Below are 17045 nucleotides of genomic sequence, written 5' to 3'. Positions count from 1 at the left end.
ATGATATGGAAACGATACAGAAAAGAAGGCTGGACTCGGAGATGTTCGGCGAAAATGGCAGACTTTATTTTGTCGATCTGCTCAGGGGTAAAAACAATAAGCCTTATTTGCAGATCACGCGGTCTGATTTTAAGGCCAAAGAAAAATATGAGCGCTCTTCGGTCATTCTTTTTGAAGACGATTTTGAGTTTTTTGTCGAAGCGGTTGCTATGGTACTGCGACGTTACAGCTATGGTGAAGGGAGGCCGGCCTGATGGAAAACATCAAAATTTTGCCGCAGATGGAACGGCCGCGGGAGAAGTTGCAATTCAGGGGTGCGCAAGCTTTAAGTGATCATGAACTGCTGGCCATTTTGCTGGGCAGCGGAACACCACAGGTTCCTTTGCATCGTATTTGCGACAACCTGATGAAGCAATACAGTTTAAAGCGCATCGCAGGGCTGGATCTGGAAGCGCTTTGCGCTTGTAAGGGCATAGGTCCGGCCAAAGCCACTATCCTGCTGGCCGCAGCGGAGTTCAGCCGACGGCTCCAAACCAGCTCGCCCGGCCTGTCTGATGAGCAGGCCTGCTACGTTTATTTAAAGCCGCTGCTCGCACAGGCTACGCAATTACAATATATATTGTTATTGATTTCGGCCCGGCGGGAAGTGCTGGCCTTTTCGGAGGCTGGCAGTGTACTTCCGGATATTACCTGGGTCACCGGGCTGGCAATACAATCCGGGGCGAGGTATTTTATCCTCGCGCGGAATGGCTGGCCTGCGTTCAGCAATTCAGAAGCAAAATTTCTAAAAGAGCTGCGTGTAGCCGCTTTGTCGCTGAATCTGGTCTGCGATGGTTTGATGACGATTGGACCGGAAAGTTTTAAAGTGATCTGATTCAGCGTTTATTTCCACCCAAGACTTTGTCCTGTCCATACTGAAGGATATAGCGCTCTTTTATCCGGTCTTTAACATCGAGGTAATTACCATCCCCGGATTTGATAACGAACCATTCCGCAACTTTAAGCGCTTTATGATCACGCGTCCAACTAATGGCTTTGCCATTGAAATGCTCGCCCAGGGATTTACCCAGTCGTTTACCGCTGCCAATGTAGTAATAGCCGTGCTCCAATTCAAGCACATAAACTAGCCAGTTGTGGGTAGCGCCAAAAAGATATGGGCAATTTTCAATATAATGACGGATCGTATTATTAGCGGTTCATAAAGATGACTGATCTTATCGCTATACGTTCGTCCTCTAAGTCTATATACTCGCCTCCGCGGACATTCCGCCACCCATATTTTTCATGTAATGGAGTGTCAGCCAGTTTTCATAAAGGCAGGCTTCACGCAAGTCGTCAACCTGGATGGATTTTGTCTGAAGTAATGCTATTGGCCTGTAACGGCGTGTCCATTTACCGCCGTAACCTACCTGATGATCGAAAAAACGAACTTCAGGATGGCTGCTTTGACCAACGTAGTACTTGCCTTCTTCGAGTTCGAGCAGATACAGTTGCAGGCTGATCATATTGGGAGAACAATGCGTTAGGGTACATTGTTAAGTTGGAAAATATACACGAAATGGTATATAATCATGCTTTATATTCAAAACAGTATATGATAAAGATCGGGTTTGGCGGGAGTTGTCACTGGTGTACGGAGGCTGTTTTTCAGTCGCTGCACGGTGTAAAAGAGGTGCTGCAGGGTTGGGTGGCAACTCATGGCGACGACTTTTCGGAGGCGGTTATTGTGGAGTTCGATGAAAATGAAATTGCCTTTTACGATCTGGTGGCGGTCCATCTGGCGACGCATAGTTGTACTTCGGCGCATTCGATGCGCAGAAAGTACCGGTCAGCGGTTTATGTGTATAATGATGAACAAGCCGGGTATGCCCAAAAAGCGATCGGGCAATTGCAGGCTGAATATCCGGAGCCGATCATTACACAGGTTCTGCCGATGAAGGAATTTAAGCTGAACCAGCCGGAATATTTAAACTACTACTACAGCGATCCGCAGAAGCCATTCTGCGAAAATGTTGTGCGGCCCAAGCTGAAGATTCTACTGGAGCGTTTTGGCAGGATGGTTAATTATATCCCATTCAGGGCATAATTAAGCAATATGCGCTAAACAGGTTATATCTCCCCGGCCGGATCGCGCCGATCTTTAATAGAATAGGGCCTTGGGGTCAAATCCGAGCTTTTCCACGAGTGCTTCGTACGTAATGAGTCTTTCCGGAAGTTTGCTGCGTTTTTCGGTTGGTTCGTTTGGTAGCCAGTATGTTAACGTGATGTCGTTATATTGAATGACTTTATAGTAATGGCTGGGCATAGTTGCAGTGACTTTGCCTTTGGTGAAGGTTTGCTTGCTGCCCCAGGTGCCGCACCAGATGCGGACGCTGTCGGTTTGCTGGGTGAGCTGGCGGGTGAGTTCTTCGGTGGCGATCTGGGTGCCGGTGTTCTGCCCCTGGTATTCCATGGCAGCGTTGAAGGTATAGGTGTTGGAGAGGATGGCGCCGTCGGCATCATAGGCTAAGAGTATCCAGGCCTGGCAATGGCCTTTGGCGATCAGGTCGGGCGACTGGGTGTTGGCATACTGGTAGATGGCGGTTTCATTCGGCTGTCCATAAGCGGGATGCCAGGCGGCATATACGCCGGTGCGGGGCACATCGGCAGCTTCCTGCTGGAGGCGGTGCGCTTTGGTGTAGACGTAATAGGTTAATAAGGGCGCGTGTTTAAGGGTATCGGCGATAGATTTATAATAGGGATTGACCCAGAGTTTGCACGAGGAACACAGGTCGGATGGCTGGGTCGGATATTTTTGGTACAGGGCTTTGACGTAGGCGCTGTTGATGGTCTGTGCGGCAGCGCTCAGCTGGATCAGCAAAAAAAGGAAGGTCAGGCGTTTCATGTTTAAAGATAGGGAAAATACGGAAGACACTTGCGGGATTTGATAAGTGGTTTTGGTTAACGGGCACGCGATAGAAATATCAGGCATCCCTGAGGAAATAAGTTCATAATTTTCTTATGCTTTCAGTCCGCTGCTGTTAATTCGGTCTCTGGCAGTTTTGGTTTTTTCGCGGCCATGTTAAAAAATACACTTCTGACGATATTTTTCAATAGTTGATTTTTTACAATTTCAGGCTGGTCGGGCCCGATAATTTTGTCACATGAAAAAAATCTCTGCAATAGTTGCTCTCCTATCCCTGGTGGCTGCCACGGTAGTCCTAGCGCAGCAAAAAAATAGTCCTATGGTCAGTTCGAAATTCAATTATTCAAAAAAACACGCGGCCGTACTTGGTAAAGATATGGCATACGTTGAAACCGGTAGCGGCGATCCTATCGTTTTCCTGCACGGAAATCCCACCTCTTCCTATCTTTGGCGCAATGTGATACCCTACCTTGAAAAACAAGGTAGGTGTATCGCCCCTGATTTAATGGGCATGGGCGATTCTCAAAAACTGCAGGAAACCGGACCTGATGTCTATTCCTTCCTGGAACAAAGTAAATACCTTGACGCCTTGCCGGAAAAACTCGGAGCAAATAAAAAAATCACATTTGTCGCCCACGATTGGGGATCGGTGCTGGCATTTTACTGGGCCTATCGTCATCCTGACGCAGTTAGAGGAATCGTCTACATGGAAGCAATTGTGACACCGCTGAGCTGGGAAGCTATGCCGGAAATGGGCAGGAATATTTTTAAAATGTTACGCTCACCAGCCGGTGAAAAACTGGTGCTTGAGCAAAACTCCTTTATTGAGGTCAATCTGCCCAATACCATTCAGCGGGCACTAACAAAGGAAGAAATGGATGAATACCGCCGGCCGTTTTTACAGCCCGGGGAAGGCAGGCGGGTGATGCTGTCCTGGGTAAGGCAACTGCCGTTTGAAGGAGACACCGGCAAAGTCGTTACCATCGTTAACAATTATTCCAGCTGGCTAAGCAAAAGCCAAATACCGAAATTATTTATCGAAAGTGATCCGGGTACGATGCAGCCGAACGCCAGGGCGTTGTGTAACACCTGGCCGGCCCAAACAAAAATCACAGTGAAAGGGATACACTACGTGCAGGAAGATTCACCCGACGAAATAGGTGCTGCGATAGCCGCCTGGTACCAAAAAATAACAAATAAAAAAAAACGACAAAAATGAACACCGCAACATTGGAAAAAAACAAAGCCAGCATTCGTCATCTTTATCATGACCTTTTAAATGCACGCAAACTGGATGAGTTAAATAGCGTCATCTCAGAAGATTATACAGGAATACGCGGCGAAAAAGGCGCAAACGGGTTTAAAGAATCTGTCATCTCGATCATTTCCGGCTTCCCCGATATGAAGTGGAACATCGAAGACCTATTGGCGGACGGCGATAAAGTAGTGGTGCGATGGACCTGGAAAGGTACCAATACCCAGCCGTTTCGCGGTATACCGGCAAGTAATAACCCGGTAAACGATAATGCCATCGTAATTTATCAATTTAACGACGAAGGCAAGATCATTCATGCCTGGTTACACGGTGATCGTTTAGGCGTCCTCCTCCAAATCGGCGCGATCCCGGCAAATTTGGTTCCAGTGCCTCCTGCATCAAAATAACTATTATTAAAAGTTTAATTTTTAGTAACTTGAGGATATGAAGATCGAAAGGTTTTTTCCCGATAAGATGTTAAGGCCGTATATTGAAAGTTTCATGATCATTGAGAGCGACGATCAGGTCACCAACCGTATATTACCGGAACCCATTTTAACGATGGGATTTCGTTTCAAAGGAAATACTTTCGGAGGGCCATCAGCCGAAGAAAAACTACCATTGTCTTCTATAACAGGGGTTACCAAAACACTCCGGCTGATCCGTTATGAAGCCGATAGCGGTGTATTGGTTGTACGATTTAAAGAAGCTGGCGCACTGGCGTTCTGTAAAGAGCCGCTCAACGAGCTTTCCGGGTTAAGCGTTAACTTGGAGGAAGTTATGGACGCTGATTCCATCATGAAAACCGAGGAGCTGCTGGGGAATGCTTCAACCAATGCCGAACGCATTAGCATTATCGAAAACTTCTTTTTATTCAACCTGGATCCTTCAGTTTTCGACCCGCGGGTTAGCGCAGCGGTCAACGTAATCAAATCACTTAACGGCAATCTTAGAATAAAGGAATTGGCGTCGAACCTGGGCACAAATGTCAATTCCCTGGAAAAGAATTTCAGGGCGCAGATCGGTGTTTCCCCGAAACGATATGCCTCGATTTCCAGGTTAAAATCGGTTATTAAAGACTATTGCGCTGAGGCGGATTTGACAGAAATTTCCTACAACGCCGGTTTTTTTGATCAGTCCCATTTTATAAAAGAGTTCAGGGCATTTACCGGCGAAAATCCGCTTCGCTTTTTTAGAAACGGCCTATACTGGTAATGATTGATTATCGACATATGGTGGTTTTGGGAGCGAACGGCGGCATCGGAAAACAGGTGGTGATGCAGGCTTTAATCGCGGGTTATGAAGTAACCGCTATTTTAAGAACACCTGATAACCTGACCATTCAACATCCGAACTTAAAAGTCGTTCAAGGCGATGTGATGCGGGCAGGCACCTTGTACGAACATTTAAAAGGAAAAGACGTAGTTATTTCCGCCATAGGGCAAAACTCACTTAAAACAACCACGCTTTATTCGCAGGGCAGTAAAAACCTCATCGCTTCGATGGAAAGAACCGGTGTTAAGCGCGCTTTTTTTATTTCAGCGTCCGGTTTGGATGTCAACCCAAAACATCCATTGTGGGTCAGGTTCGCAACTAAGTACCTCCTGCAAATGATCCTACGGAATCCGTATGCCGATCAGCGTATCATGGAAAATATCATCAAGCAAAGTGCTGTCCAATGGACAATCTCAACCAACGGCTTCCTCGACAATGGATGGTCAATTTCCCGCGCTGATGTCGCACATTTCATTGTCCATAATTTAGCCAATCCGGTCATTATCAACCAGACCGTCGAGGTCGCTTATTGACTTGATGAAGTTCGGATGCGACGACTTCCAGCCGTTTGGGTTGATTTTGAAAAGGTGAAAGTTGTTTCGATCAATGGCCTGTCAGGTGCTGCATTTTAAAGGTCTCATCGGAGTCGGGGTGATAATGCCAGGGATAAGGCTCGGTCATGATCCCCTTACGAACAACGTGATCATTCAATTCGCTGATCACGGTATTACAATATTTTTCTTCAATTGCTGCCGCCAATGCAGTCGGATCGATAAGCTGAATGAACATTCTCTATTAACATTCGTTACTCTTTAAAGTTTATTAGTTAAAGAGCTCTTGGATTGCAGTATAATAACTCGTCCGGCCGTCGATCTTGTCGCTTTTGATCGGTTCACCCTTGGCTGTTTCCTTTAGCTTGGCGCCATGTACCTGCATAAAATCTTTTAATTCGCCCGTCAGTTCATCACCGTTGGCTTCGGCAATGTCTTTGATCGCTTTGTTCAATACTTTGGCGATACTATGAAAAAGTTTCAGCGCCACTTTAGGCGGTATGCGATTGGCGAAAGAAAAAGGCGATACTTTGGCCCGATACAGAATTTCGTCGGCATAGGAATTGCCGATGCCCCGCATCAGCTTCTGATCCATTAACAGCGTTTTGATGACCGTGCGTTTCTTGGCCAGCAGCGCCATAAAATAGGCCTCCTCCATTTCCAGCGCGTCCGGCACCGTGACCTGCTTCGGCTGTAAGGTCAAAGTAGCCTGCTTTTGCAGATCGACTACAGCGAAGCCCTTTCCATTGTTAAAATGAAAGCGGCGATCTGAAACCGTGGTGCTTCATCATTCAGTTCCACCAGTTCACCACGCAGCATCAGGTGCAGGCCCAACACCACGTCCTTTGAAAAATGAAGTTGCAATGTTTTACCGGCACGTTTGACCTCAGTCAGAGATTTACCGGCAACCGCAGCAATTAATTCTGCCGCCGGTACATTTAGCTTTTTAGTAAGGGTAACATCTATACCTGCCACGACCTTACCCTTGAACTTCCGGTTCAGGATCTGCGCAAAAACGGTTAAATCGGGTAATTCTGCCATCAACCAATTAACAGCCGCTGCCGGCATTTGTTTAGCCTTGATCACCCCTTTAGAACTATATACGATTTTGGTTGTTAGCTACTTATGACTGCTAAAAGGAAACCGCGATTTTCCATCCAATCACCTAGTTCAGCAAGCGACCGCTTTGCCGTCGCCATTTCCGACCTTTTAGGCAGCCTGTGGTTTTTAGGTATCCTGCTTTTTTTGATCGCGGGCTACATCATCTGGAACACCGGGATGATACCTGGCCTGAAAGTTTTTGACCCTCGCCTTTCAACGTCCTGGATTCTATTTTATCGGTATTCGCTATTGTTCTCTCCGTTTCTGTCCTCATCAGCCAAAACCGGCAGCGCCGGCTCGAAAAGGTCCGGGAGGAAGTAGAGTTCGAGATCAATATCCGTGCAGAGGAAGAAATCACTAAAATGCTCGAAATGCTGCACGTTATCCAACAGAAATTAGGCATCACTAAGGATGATACCGAACTGGAAGAAATGAAGAAGGACACCGATATCCGCAAAATACACGAAGATATCAGGCGAAAGAACAGTTAGCCTGATTATGGCTGGCTTTTTGCATGGAATGATGAAACATCAAACTATGGAAACTATCAAAGCATCTTCATTAAAAAACAAAGCAGAGGTCACGGCCGATCTTAAACAAATACTGGAATTGGTGAACGATGGCAAAGAAGGCTATCAATCAGCCGCTGAGGCGACCGATAACGCTGAGCTGAAAGCCCTGTTCTCCCGTTTCTCCGGCGAACGGATCGTTTACGCCGCTGAACTCAAAGAGCATATCGCCTTACACGGGGAAGAAGCTGATAATGAAAACGGCGGAATTTTAGGCGGTTTTCACCGCGCCTGGCTGACCGTTAAGCAAGCTTTTACCAGTAAAGACGATCAGGCAATCTTAAATGCCATCACGACGGGCGAACGCGCTGCTATTGAAAAATACGACGAATGTATCGCCGATTATGCGGATCACGCCGACCACCTGAAATTGCTTACCGAGCAGCGTGATGGTATTAAAGCCGCGCTGACCGAAATCGAAAAGTTGATTGTTAACTAGTCCATTAAAAGCTCCATCGGAGCTTTTTTTGTTTTAGCCCTTTTCCTGTTTCCATTGTTTTTTCAGCGCGGCATATAAATCATTCGCTTCCGCAGCCTTCCAGCGCTGGTAAAACACCGCAGCTGCTGCGGCCTTTTCCTGTTCACCCGTACGACGTTCGAGCAATTGATAATCGTGTGCCGCATCATACTTTTTGCCACCCTTGTAATTGGCATAACGCCGCGCCCTTGTGTAACCCATCTGCAGGTATTTGCGCGCCATATCAGCGCCCACAAATTCATTTGTTTCTAAATACCGCCCGAACATTTCAAATATCTTACTACTGCTTTCCTCGGCAATCTCCGTGGTCCTGAACCGCCAATTCGGCCCGATCTCTGATTTGTAAGGCTCACAGATCAATACGCCCTGTTCGCCTTTACCCACCCGGTAAACTTCCGGGTGCTTCCGGTAATCTATATCCGGCTTCCAGGCATAGCTTTTCGTATCAAAATTGAGGTAACTGGGCTGGCTCATCTTAAATCACTGTAAGGTTATCTTGCTTTGCTTAAAGATTACCGCCCACTTTTCTAAAAACAATGGTGAGAGCATTGCTTCCTTTACCGCTACAAAGTTGATGAACAGTGCTGAGCGGCCCTGCATCACATAATACAATTGCGATTCCGGCTTTGGGCTGTCTTTGAAACCCGATGCCTGGATCTTGAACAGGATCCAGTTGTAGCCATTGGTCTGGCTTTGCTCGATCACCAGCAATTTGGCGCTCTTTGCACGTTTTTGCATAGCTGCCAAAAGCACCGGTGGTATCGCTGCCAGCGGCCGGCGCGCGTTTTTTAATACCAGCATCGAACCAATGATCGACCAGTTCTGCAAAGTCTGGTTGCCCGGTATTAATTCAACCATCTGCTGCGTGGCGCTTTGCTGGTTGGAAGCGATCTTCCAGTTATATTCCTTCGGCCAGAATATTTTTAATACTTCCTGCTTTGGCTGGGCAATTACATTGCTGACGAACACCAGCATCATGAAAGCTACTATCATTTTTTCATCAGCATCTACCCTCCCATTATCATGCCAACGCAAACTGAAGTATTCCTATTGCGATGTTGTTAACATAGATACTATTGATAACCCATCTTTTGTAGTTCAAATAATTCAGCATATCTCCCGCCTTTAGCCAGTAGTTCTTCGTGCGTACCAATCTGGACGATCTCCCCTTTGTCTAATACCACTATCCGGTCGGCCATGCGTACGGTGGAAAAACGGTGCGAGATCAGTACGGCCATTTTACCCCTGGTGAGTTCAGTAAAGCGTTGAAATACGGTGTATTCGGCACGGGCGTCCAATGCTGAAGTTGGTTCGTCCAGTATGATCAGTTGGGCATCACGCATGTAAGCCCGCGCGATAGCGACTTTCTGCCATTCTCCGCCTGACAGTTCAACGCCGTCGGCAAAGCGCTTGCCCAGCATCTGCTCGTAACCGCCCGGCAACTTTTGAGCCAGCTCTTCGGCCATGCTCTGGTTAGCAGAACGATAGATAAGATCACTGTTACTCTGTTCGTCAATATTACCTGCGGCGATATTTTGAGAGAAGGTCATTTGATAACGCAGGAAATCCTGAAAGATAACGCCGATATGTTTGCGCAGTTCGTTCAGGTCATATTCCCGAAGATCATGCCCGTCTAATAGTATGCGTCCTTCGCTCGGGTCATACAGGCGGGCCAGCAGTTTAACCAGCGTGCTTTTACCGGCACCGTTCTCCCCTACCAAAGCCAGTTTTTCTGTCGGGCGCAGCGTAAAATTCAGGTGGCGGTTGGCCCAGCGTTCGCTGTTGAGGTATTTGAAACCTACATTTTCAAATGTAAAGCCTTGTTGTATCGGATCAGGAAATGGTAGTGGCTTAGCTGTGTTGTGTATCCTGGGTCTGATCTCGAAAAAATCAAAAAAATCACTTAAGTAAATGGCTCCCTGGGAAACACTGGTGAAGCGCGTCAGGATGGTTTCGAGCAGGGAGCGCAACTGCCGGAAAGAGCCGGCTAAGAAGGTCAGTTCGCCAATGGTGAGTACACCCCGGACGGTTTGCTGGATGATAAATCCATAAGCGCCGTAATAACCCAAACTCCCCAATAGTGCAAAGAAGGTTCCCCAAAGGGAACGCTTAACGGCGATCCGTTTGCTGTCGGTATAAAACTTATCTGACAATATTTTAAAGCGGTCAATAATAAAGCCGGACAAACTGAACATTTTGATCTCCTTGGCCGTTTCGTCACTTGCTCCGATATACCGCAGGTAATCCAGCTCACGGCGCTGCGGCGTTTGCCTGCGGCTCAGGGCATAGGTCTGATCATTAAAATAGGACTCGCCTAAAAACGCCGGGAGGATGGCTACTATCAATAAAATAATCAACCAGGGATTAAAAACAATCAATCCGGCGGCGAGGAAACCCACCGTGATCAGGTCCTGTACCTGGCTCATTACCTGTGACAGTAAGATGGTGCGGCCGGCGGTTTGTTGCCTCGCCCGTTCCAGTTTATCATAGAAGGTGGCGTCTTCGAACTGATCAAGGTCCAGATTGCCGGCATGTTCCATAATACGCACAGAAGTGTGATTGGCGAAACGGTCGCCCAATAAACCGTCCATCAATGTGATCGCCCGGCTTAGACCATCCGAGAGCAACGCCAGCGCAAACTCCGCTGCTACCAATTTCCACAAATAGGCTTCTGCAACAGTATGGTGTGTTTGGGCCAGGTCAACCACCCGGTCAATGATCAACTTTCCGATAAGCAGCAACAAAAATGGTATGGCAGCCTTTATAAACCGCAGTCCGATGTTAGCTGCCATCATTGCGGGACCCGATGCCCAGACCAGTTTAAAAAACACCGGGAGGTTCCGTAAGGCGCGTAAACGGTCTTTAAAAGTCAGGGTTGGCGTTGTCATCGCTGCAAAGCTAACAATCAGCGCTTGTTAGAAGTCAGTCTAAAATTCATGGTTTTGCAACAATATCGCTTGATGTTTGGATTTTCCGGCTTGTTAGCAAATTTTACCGGTCAATCAGGCTGATGCGAAAACGGATACTGTCATCCACCAGTTTATCCTCCAGCCAGCCGGCTTTCTTGCCAATGCCCCAGGCTTTGCGGCTGAGGTTGAAAATGGCCTCATAACCGCCAGAGGTCTTGCGGTAGGGTATCGTAACTGGCCTCGTCGTTTGCATTACTGTCAGTCGGCCGCTCACATGGGTTTTGGTCATAGCCGAAATAGTGAACGTGATATACGGATATTGCGTAGCTTCAAATTCTTCTTTCAGATGACGGGTAAGGTTGGCGCGGGGTATTGGCTCATGGGCCGGAACGTCGGTAATTTGCAGAGTACTCAGCGGAATGCGAAAGCTGCCGCCGGGAGCCATGTAACCGGAACTGATCTTAAGCGAGCCTTCATGTGAGCCGGTACCGCCCAGCTTGGTGCCTTTCCAATAGATAAAAGAATGGGCGGTATCAATGCCATAGTCCGGCACATTAAGGCCGAGTATAATGTTTCTTGTAACTGCGCCGTTTTGAATATTCAGGACACCTTCGCCGCCGTAAAGTTTGCGGTCGCGGAGTTTGACAAGTAGCGGGTCGCCTTTAAAATGCCATTCCTCGATGTAATAATAATTTCCGTTGGGCTCCAGTACAGTAGCGTGGATATGGGCGGGTTCGCTGCGCGAGGGATAGGTACCCGGTTTTAGGGTATAAAAAGTGTAGCGCCCATCCGGCCCTGTTTTTATCCATGCGCGAAGGGTTCCATGTCGCTTTCCCCAACCTGTCTCATTAGTGTTCGCTACGTATAGTCCGGCCTGGTTGGTATGATAGATATACAGGATGACCCCGGCGGCGGGAGTGCGGCCATCGTGCTGATAGATGATGCCCGTCATTTTAAGCTTTGGGCCGGGTAAGTTGTAATCCGGCAGCGTGTCTGCCGCTTTCAGCTTTTTATTGCCATATTCAAATACGGCCTCACAGCCCTCGCACGGGCCGCCTTTTAACTGGGCATGTGCGGTAAATGACCAGGCGAATAAAACCAGGGTAAAAATTATTCTCATGCCGTAAATTTAGGTGGGTAATAACGGTGAAAAAAGCGAAACAGGCTGAGTGGAGGACTTTAGCGGCTGAGCCGTTGACGAAATTCTTTGCTATAACTGCGGCTTAAGCGCAATGAAGTGCCATCTTTCAGGGTCAGGTCATAATCCCCGTTGAGCCGGGAGCGATAATCGGCCACCGCTTCTATTGCGACAATCGTTGAACGGTGTATCCGGATAAATAAGGCGGGATCTAACTGGGCTTCCAGAGTTTTCAATGCCAGGCTGCTCAGGTGTGTGCCGGCGGTCGTGTGGACAGCCACATAGGGATCATCAGCGGCCAGGTAGTTTATTTCTGCAATCGATACTGAAACGTTGTTTTTTCCCGACTGGAAGCTTAATCTGGCTATATATTGGGGTGGCGCCTTCCGCTCTCGCAATACCAGGATGGCGGCTCCGTAAAAAAGCAAATATTTGTAGGCGTCTTCTGAGACAGCCCTTTTCAGCACATCCCAAAACTCGAAGGTGTGGTCCAGGGTATTAGCAGATATCACGTAAATGATAAGGGCGTAACTAAGCACATGGAATATCGTTAGTACGGGCACTCCATACCAGGTACGCCATTGCTTTGTGTATAAGATGGGCAAGGTCAACAGAAAGGGCAGCCAACAGGCTTTGAACAGGAGCGATTCTGACCAGTAAAAACCCTGCTGCTGTAAAATAGCTTGTGTATAGTCCTGGAGCATGCCGGCGGCAACGAGCAGCAACATAGCGATGGCCAGCATTTTTTTGGTTGGCATGCTTTCCGGATGCAAGCTGAGCGTTCTCATGAGGTAAAGCTACCAAATCCGGCTGAGTTTCCATGGTATCCTATTTGCGCGGATTCGGCATGAAAAACGTAGAGATATTGGAACGCGCTAACCGATGTGTAAGCTTGGGAGACCATGAAGGTTTTCTGGCATTTTGATGTTTGGCAATTTCGAGGCATACTGTCGGCTAAGTTAAGAGCATTTGTAATTTAGTGAGCGTTTGAGAGAACCATCACGGTGATCAGTTCAGGTTGTTCCATAATTTCCTGCTTTAAAATCTTTTAAAAATTGCTGGTAGTATTTTCCCGTCGTTTCCGCGTAAGACTGCGCATAAGTGATGACCGCTTCCTGCCATCCCTGATCTTTTCCGAATGCCATCAGTTCGTCGATGGTGCCTGAGCCCTGGATCCCGCCGCTGCGCAGTTGCGCGGACGCGGTCAGCGCTGCCATGTCATCGATCACCTGGTACATGTCGCGGTAATCCCGCAGCAGTTTGAACTTGATGCTGTCCTTGACGGGTTGGAGTTCCTGCAGGATATAGGCTTCGCCCTGAAATTCGGTAGTGCTCAGGAGCGCGGCCGGCACATTTTGCAAGCGCTGCTGTACCCCGATCACCCTGGCAGCTTCATTATCCCAGGCTAATTGCTGGACGGGAACGAAAGGTGCGGCAGATGAGGGCCTCGCCTGCTTCATATCCAGTAAGAGGTAATGGTTTTTAGTGTTGGTGCTTTTGAGCAAAAGGAGATAACGTTTCACACCGATACTGCCGGTACCGGCCAGGCGGAAAACCGCGCTGCGCACTTCGTAATTGTACGGCCCGTCATTACTGGTTTTGATCCATTCGTTGATATGCGCCTTTAGCGCTTTACGTAAGTGCTTGTCCAGTTTGAAGTGGCGCTCATCCGCGAGGGAAAGCATGATCGTTTTTCTTTTACTGACAGTTCGCTTTTTCAGGAGTTCTTTATAGGTACTGCGTTCCGCAGCTTTCAGGAAGTCGCAGACGATACCCTTAGCGGTGCGGGGTTCGATGCTGATGGCCTTGCCTTTTGCCAGTGTCGCGGAGTAAGTTTTCAGATAAAGCCGCGCCATTTTCAGCGCCTTTTCCGGCTCAAAGCACAGGTTGTCAAAGGCGATAAATAGGCTGGTGACCATACGCACGACCTCATAGCTCGCCGGTGCCAGCACTGCTTCATCAAAATCATTCAAGTCAAAGTAGACCAGCTGGTTATCTGCTTTATAGCTGCCAAAATTTTCAATGTGCAGGTCGCCGCAGATCCAGGCTTGCGGTGAAAGCGGCAAGGGTTCCGCGGCGGCGAGGTCTTGGTAAAATAAGTGGCAGGTACCGCGGAAGAAACGAAAGGCGTTCTCAGCCATGGATTCATATTTCAACTGTACTTTATCCTGTAATAAAGGGGCATTAAATGCTTTCAGACGTTCCTTGAGTTCCATCATTCGTAGAACTCCTAATCATTTATTAATGTTTGCTGATTAATAAAAAACGAAATGAATGTGCTATAGTCCGAATCGCTCGTTGATCATGTCATTGAAAGACCGGCCGGAGCCCAGCTTAGCTTCAGTGTGGTTCATGACGAATACTTTCGTTCCGTTAAAGCCTTTCCGGATCTCTTTGATCTGGTCGGTATTGATAATCATACTGCGGCTGATCTGCAAAAACTGGTCGTCCAGTTTGCTCTGTAAACCGGTTATGGTATAATCGGTCAGGTGCTTTTTGCCCTCGCTTGTGTAAATAAAAAAGTATTTATCCTCTGCCTCTGCGTAAATGATGTCAGATGGCCTGATCAGTAAAATCCGGTCACCTATTTTAACCGTCAGGTTTTTTACCGCTGTTTTTGGTTGTAACTGTTGGAGTAATGCTGCAATCGGCAAGTTTTGCTGCTGTGTAAACTGTGCTGCCAAGCGTTCAACTGTTTTTTGCAATCGGTCTTTTTCAACAGGTTTCAGCAAATAATCTATTGAACCCTCTTCAAAGGCCTTTAGCGCATAATGATCATAAGCCGTAGTAAAAACAACCTTGGGAGGCGCAGACAGTTTTGCCAGCATTTCAAAACCATTGAGCACCGGCATTTCCACATCCAGGAAGATCAGGTCGGGCTTTTGCGCTTCTATCAGGCGCAGTGCCTCTTGCCCGTTGGCGGCCTCGCCAATTATTTTTATTTCGTTAAAATGCCCGAGTAACCTGATCAGTCTTTGTCTGGCTAATTGCTCGTCGTCAATGATCAGCGTTTTAAAAATCATATTATTTGCCGGCAGGTAGTGATATCCTGATCTCTTTTTTAGTACGGTTAAATAAGGAAAGGTCGAAACTATCGATATATTCGAAATTGAATATATTTTGTTTTTATATTCAAAATTGAATATATTTGATTAATATATATGAAGTTGAATATGAAGAAGTACGCGGTAATTACAGGTGATATTACTGATTTTACCAGCCTTGACAATGAAAGGCGGGAAGAGCTGATCGGTGACACGCATGACCATATCAAGCGCTGGGTGAAAAGATCGGGGGATGCAGCTATATTCAGGGGGGACAGCTTTCAATTATTGTTTGAAGATCTAAACCTGGCGGTTATTCGCAGTATACAACTGATTTGCTGGTTCAAAAAGCAAGCTGAAAAAAAATTCCCTAAATTGAGTACCAGGATATCCCTGGGGGTTGGTGAGTTGGCCTTTAAGGGCAAAACTGTATTGGATTCGGACGGCGAAGCTTTTCATTTGTCCGGGAGAAACTTCGACCAGTTGGAAACAGGGGAACTATTGCGGATCACCACAGGGAATGAAGAACTAAATGAACAATTAGATGTGCTGTTAACATTCATGAATGTAGTAATGAATGGCTGGACCTCGCATCAGGCGGAAATTATTTATTGGGTACTGGAAGATCAGAATGCCACACAGGAGAATATAGGCCGGCGTCTAAATATATTTCAGTCCAATATCGCTACACGTTTGAAAGTAGCGCGTTGGAAGGAAATGGAGAAAGGCATTAATTATATTACGGTACAACTTCAAAAGGGATAAGGCATGGAGATGAATATTTTATTAAGGTTGCTGATGGCGCATTTGCTGGCCGATTTTGCTTTGCAGCGTACCAGCTGGGTAAAGAATAAGGAGCAGAAAAAAGCAGCATCAGCGGCTTTGTATCTGCATGTGCTCGTAGTTACCACGCTGACTTACCTGCTGCTTTGGGACTGGAATAAGTGGTATGTTCCGCTGATCATTGGATCCACGCACCTGCTGATCGATATCTGGAAATGTTACCAGAAGAACACCCTTACCTATTTTTTTGTCGACCAGGCGGCTCATCTATCGGTTATTATGGTTTGCTGGCAGTTCTTGTATGGTCATATCGACCTGACAGGATTATGGACCAATAACCATTTCTGGTTGATGGTGATCGGGTATTATATCGTCATCTGGCCATTAGGGATCATGATCGGCAAAGCGACTGAGAAATGGCAACAGGCGGCGCAGATGAATGCTGCCGGCCTGGATAAGGCGGGTATCTGGATCGGGCGCTGCGAGCGTATCTTAGTCCTCACATTTATCATTACCGGCCAGTATACCGCCTTAGGTTTCCTGATGGCTGCTAAATCTATTTTACGTTTCACCGACAAGGATGAGATGACCCAAAAGAAAACGGAGTATGTGCTCGTGGGTACTTTAATGAGTTTTGCCTCGGCAGCTATTGTCGGAGTCATTATAGCCACCTTGCTGAAATAAGTACACATCACACGCGCCAAAAAAAATTTTATCCGGCGGCGGTACATCGCAGGACCGTTGAGCGTATGTCCCGCTTAAATTTAAAACAATAAGGGCTGGCCGGATGGGCAGGCTTTGTACTTAGCCACGGCTCAGTTGTTGGCCATAAGACGCAACAAAGGCCGCCGGGCGGAACTCTATAAGCTTGCTGTTGGGGTAGGAGCTCGGTTTCCTTACTGGACGTTACCTGCGGCCCGCGCTATCCGCTCATACGTCTGCAAGGCGTTAGTCGCAAAGGCCGGTATCCGCTATTATCGCTAACGCAAGATATGTTGTTGCAGAGAATAGGCAACAACTTGCAACAGCAATTTTTT

Annotated in this window: 23 protein-coding genes and 1 pseudogene; 11 read left to right on the top strand and 13 right to left on the bottom strand. The window is 47.3% G+C overall.

Annotated elements, in window-relative coordinates; genetic code table 11:
- Window positions 1–5 precede the first annotated feature (5 nt).
- Together ACFQZS_RS03875 and ACFQZS_RS03870 are read left to right on the top strand one after the other, a co-directional pair.
- Window positions 6–254, top strand: coding sequence for a hypothetical protein (locus tag ACFQZS_RS03875; RefSeq protein ID WP_377097473.1), 249 nt, complete (start codon window positions 6–8; stop codon window positions 252–254).
- Entirely contained in the window at window positions 254–874 is a 621-nt protein-coding gene (locus ACFQZS_RS03870) for a UPF0758 domain-containing protein (protein WP_377097471.1), read from the top strand. The genes ACFQZS_RS03875 and ACFQZS_RS03870 overlap by 1 nt, the downstream gene beginning before the upstream one ends.
- A 1-nt stretch (window position 875) precedes the next feature.
- Here ACFQZS_RS03870 and ACFQZS_RS03865 read toward each other — a convergent pair whose 3' ends face one another.
- Window positions 876–1118 (bottom strand): hypothetical protein, encoded by a 243-nt coding sequence (locus ACFQZS_RS03865; protein ID WP_377097469.1) that lies wholly within the window; start codon window positions 1116–1118, stop codon window positions 876–878.
- Between the two features lie 123 nt (window positions 1119–1241).
- Window positions 1242–1505, bottom strand: a complete 264-nt coding sequence (locus ACFQZS_RS03860) for a GIY-YIG nuclease family protein (RefSeq protein ID WP_377097467.1) — start codon at window positions 1503–1505, stop codon at window positions 1242–1244.
- 89 nt (window positions 1506–1594) lie between these two features.
- Between ACFQZS_RS03860 and ACFQZS_RS03855 the strand changes: the two genes are divergently transcribed.
- Complete coding sequence (locus ACFQZS_RS03855; RefSeq protein ID WP_377097465.1) at window positions 1595–2086, top strand: peptide-methionine (S)-S-oxide reductase; 492 nt, start codon at window positions 1595–1597, stop codon at window positions 2084–2086.
- 54 nt (window positions 2087–2140) lie between these two features.
- On the opposite strand, the gene ACFQZS_RS03850 is transcribed toward ACFQZS_RS03855, so the two are convergent.
- Complete coding sequence (locus tag ACFQZS_RS03850) at window positions 2141–2884, bottom strand: DNA/RNA non-specific endonuclease (protein WP_377097463.1); 744 nt, start codon at window positions 2882–2884, stop codon at window positions 2141–2143.
- A 259-nt stretch (window positions 2885–3143) separates the two neighbouring features.
- Here ACFQZS_RS03850 and ACFQZS_RS03845 point away from each other — a divergent pair, with 259 nt between their 5' ends.
- The 4 genes from ACFQZS_RS03845 to ACFQZS_RS03830 are packed head-to-tail and all read left to right on the top strand — an operon-like array spanning window position 3144 to window position 5968.
- The gene (locus ACFQZS_RS03845; RefSeq protein WP_377097461.1) at window positions 3144–4124 is read left to right on the top strand and encodes a haloalkane dehalogenase; all 981 of its coding nucleotides are present in this window, start codon (window positions 3144–3146) and stop codon (window positions 4122–4124) included.
- A complete protein-coding gene (locus ACFQZS_RS03840) occupies window positions 4121–4567 on the top strand; it encodes an ester cyclase (protein ID WP_377097459.1) in 447 nt (148 codons plus the stop codon). The genes ACFQZS_RS03845 and ACFQZS_RS03840 overlap by 4 nt, the downstream gene beginning before the upstream one ends.
- A gap of 37 nt (window positions 4568–4604) precedes the next feature.
- Window positions 4605–5375 carry a helix-turn-helix domain-containing protein gene (locus tag ACFQZS_RS03835; protein WP_377097457.1) on the top strand — a complete coding sequence of 257 codons (771 nt, stop codon included), beginning with the start codon at window positions 4605–4607 and terminating at the stop codon, window positions 5373–5375.
- Window positions 5375–5968, top strand: coding sequence for an NAD(P)-dependent oxidoreductase (locus tag ACFQZS_RS03830; RefSeq protein WP_377097455.1), 594 nt, complete (start codon window positions 5375–5377; stop codon window positions 5966–5968). Before ACFQZS_RS03835 ends, ACFQZS_RS03830 begins: the two co-directional genes overlap by 1 nt.
- A gap of 70 nt (window positions 5969–6038) precedes the next feature.
- Here the strand turns inward: ACFQZS_RS03830 and ACFQZS_RS03825 are convergent, their stop codons facing one another.
- Genes ACFQZS_RS03825 through ACFQZS_RS03815 form a run of 3 tightly spaced genes read right to left on the bottom strand, consistent with a single transcriptional unit; the run spans window position 6039 to window position 7072 of the window.
- Window positions 6039–6224 carry a hypothetical protein gene (locus ACFQZS_RS03825; protein WP_377097453.1) on the bottom strand — a complete coding sequence of 62 codons (186 nt, stop codon included), beginning with the start codon at window positions 6222–6224 and terminating at the stop codon, window positions 6039–6041.
- Window positions 6225–6257: 33 nt separating this feature from the next.
- Window positions 6258–6689, bottom strand: a complete 432-nt coding sequence (locus ACFQZS_RS03820; RefSeq protein WP_377097451.1) for a hypothetical protein — start codon at window positions 6687–6689, stop codon at window positions 6258–6260.
- Between the two features lie 23 nt (window positions 6690–6712).
- Window positions 6713–7072 carry a DNA-formamidopyrimidine glycosylase family protein gene (locus tag ACFQZS_RS03815; RefSeq protein WP_377097449.1) on the bottom strand — a complete coding sequence of 120 codons (360 nt, stop codon included), beginning with the start codon at window positions 7070–7072 and terminating at the stop codon, window positions 6713–6715.
- Between the two features lie 230 nt (window positions 7073–7302).
- Here ACFQZS_RS03815 and ACFQZS_RS03810 point away from each other — a divergent pair.
- Together ACFQZS_RS03810 and ACFQZS_RS03805 are read left to right on the top strand one after the other, a co-directional pair.
- Window positions 7303–7578 (top strand): annotated as a pseudogene (locus tag ACFQZS_RS03810) (DUF1003 domain-containing protein); the annotation flags it as partial.
- Between the two features lie 7 nt (window positions 7579–7585).
- Window positions 7586–8095 (top strand): ferritin-like domain-containing protein, encoded by a 510-nt coding sequence (locus tag ACFQZS_RS03805; protein ID WP_377097447.1) that lies wholly within the window; start codon window positions 7586–7588, stop codon window positions 8093–8095.
- 33 nt (window positions 8096–8128) lie between these two features.
- Here the strand turns inward: ACFQZS_RS03805 and ACFQZS_RS03800 are convergent, their stop codons facing one another.
- The 7 genes from ACFQZS_RS03800 to ACFQZS_RS03770 form a co-directional block, all read right to left on the bottom strand.
- Window positions 8129–8608: a DUF4385 domain-containing protein gene (locus ACFQZS_RS03800; protein ID WP_377097446.1), complete on the bottom strand. Its 480-nt coding sequence runs from the start codon at window positions 8606–8608 to the stop codon at window positions 8129–8131.
- A 6-nt stretch (window positions 8609–8614) separates the two neighbouring features.
- The gene (locus tag ACFQZS_RS03795; protein ID WP_377097444.1) at window positions 8615–9127 is read right to left on the bottom strand and encodes a hypothetical protein; all 513 of its coding nucleotides are present in this window, start codon (window positions 9125–9127) and stop codon (window positions 8615–8617) included.
- An 80-nt stretch (window positions 9128–9207) separates the two neighbouring features.
- Window positions 9208–11022 carry an ABC transporter ATP-binding protein gene (locus ACFQZS_RS03790; RefSeq protein ID WP_377097442.1) on the bottom strand — a complete coding sequence of 605 codons (1815 nt, stop codon included), beginning with the start codon at window positions 11020–11022 and terminating at the stop codon, window positions 9208–9210.
- A 103-nt stretch (window positions 11023–11125) separates the two neighbouring features.
- A complete protein-coding gene (locus tag ACFQZS_RS03785; protein ID WP_377097440.1) occupies window positions 11126–12163 on the bottom strand; it encodes a YceI family protein in 1038 nt (345 codons plus the stop codon).
- Window positions 12164–12222: 59 nt separating this feature from the next.
- The gene (locus ACFQZS_RS03780) at window positions 12223–12969 is read right to left on the bottom strand and encodes a LytTR family DNA-binding domain-containing protein (protein WP_377097438.1); all 747 of its coding nucleotides are present in this window, start codon (window positions 12967–12969) and stop codon (window positions 12223–12225) included.
- A 225-nt stretch (window positions 12970–13194) separates the two neighbouring features.
- A complete protein-coding gene (locus ACFQZS_RS03775; protein WP_377097436.1) occupies window positions 13195–14400 on the bottom strand; it encodes a DUF2252 domain-containing protein in 1206 nt (401 codons plus the stop codon).
- A gap of 60 nt (window positions 14401–14460) precedes the next feature.
- On the bottom strand, window positions 14461–15204 hold the full coding sequence (locus ACFQZS_RS03770) for a LytR/AlgR family response regulator transcription factor (protein WP_377097433.1): 744 nt from the start codon (window positions 15202–15204) through the stop codon (window positions 14461–14463).
- A 150-nt stretch (window positions 15205–15354) separates the two neighbouring features.
- Here ACFQZS_RS03770 and ACFQZS_RS03765 point away from each other — a divergent pair, with 150 nt between their 5' ends.
- The gene (locus ACFQZS_RS03765; RefSeq protein ID WP_377097431.1) at window positions 15355–15990 is read left to right on the top strand and encodes a hypothetical protein; all 636 of its coding nucleotides are present in this window, start codon (window positions 15355–15357) and stop codon (window positions 15988–15990) included.
- Window positions 15991–15993: 3 nt separating this feature from the next.
- Window positions 15994–16692 carry a DUF3307 domain-containing protein gene (locus ACFQZS_RS03760; RefSeq protein ID WP_377097429.1) on the top strand — a complete coding sequence of 233 codons (699 nt, stop codon included), beginning with the start codon at window positions 15994–15996 and terminating at the stop codon, window positions 16690–16692.
- The last annotated feature ends 353 nt before the right edge of the window (window positions 16693–17045 follow it).

This window comes from Mucilaginibacter calamicampi (assembly GCF_042676765.1).
In the GTDB taxonomy this organism is placed as follows: Bacteria; Bacteroidota; Bacteroidia; order Sphingobacteriales; family Sphingobacteriaceae; genus Mucilaginibacter; species Mucilaginibacter calamicampi.
This window is presented reverse-complemented; position numbering and strand designations above follow the sequence as displayed.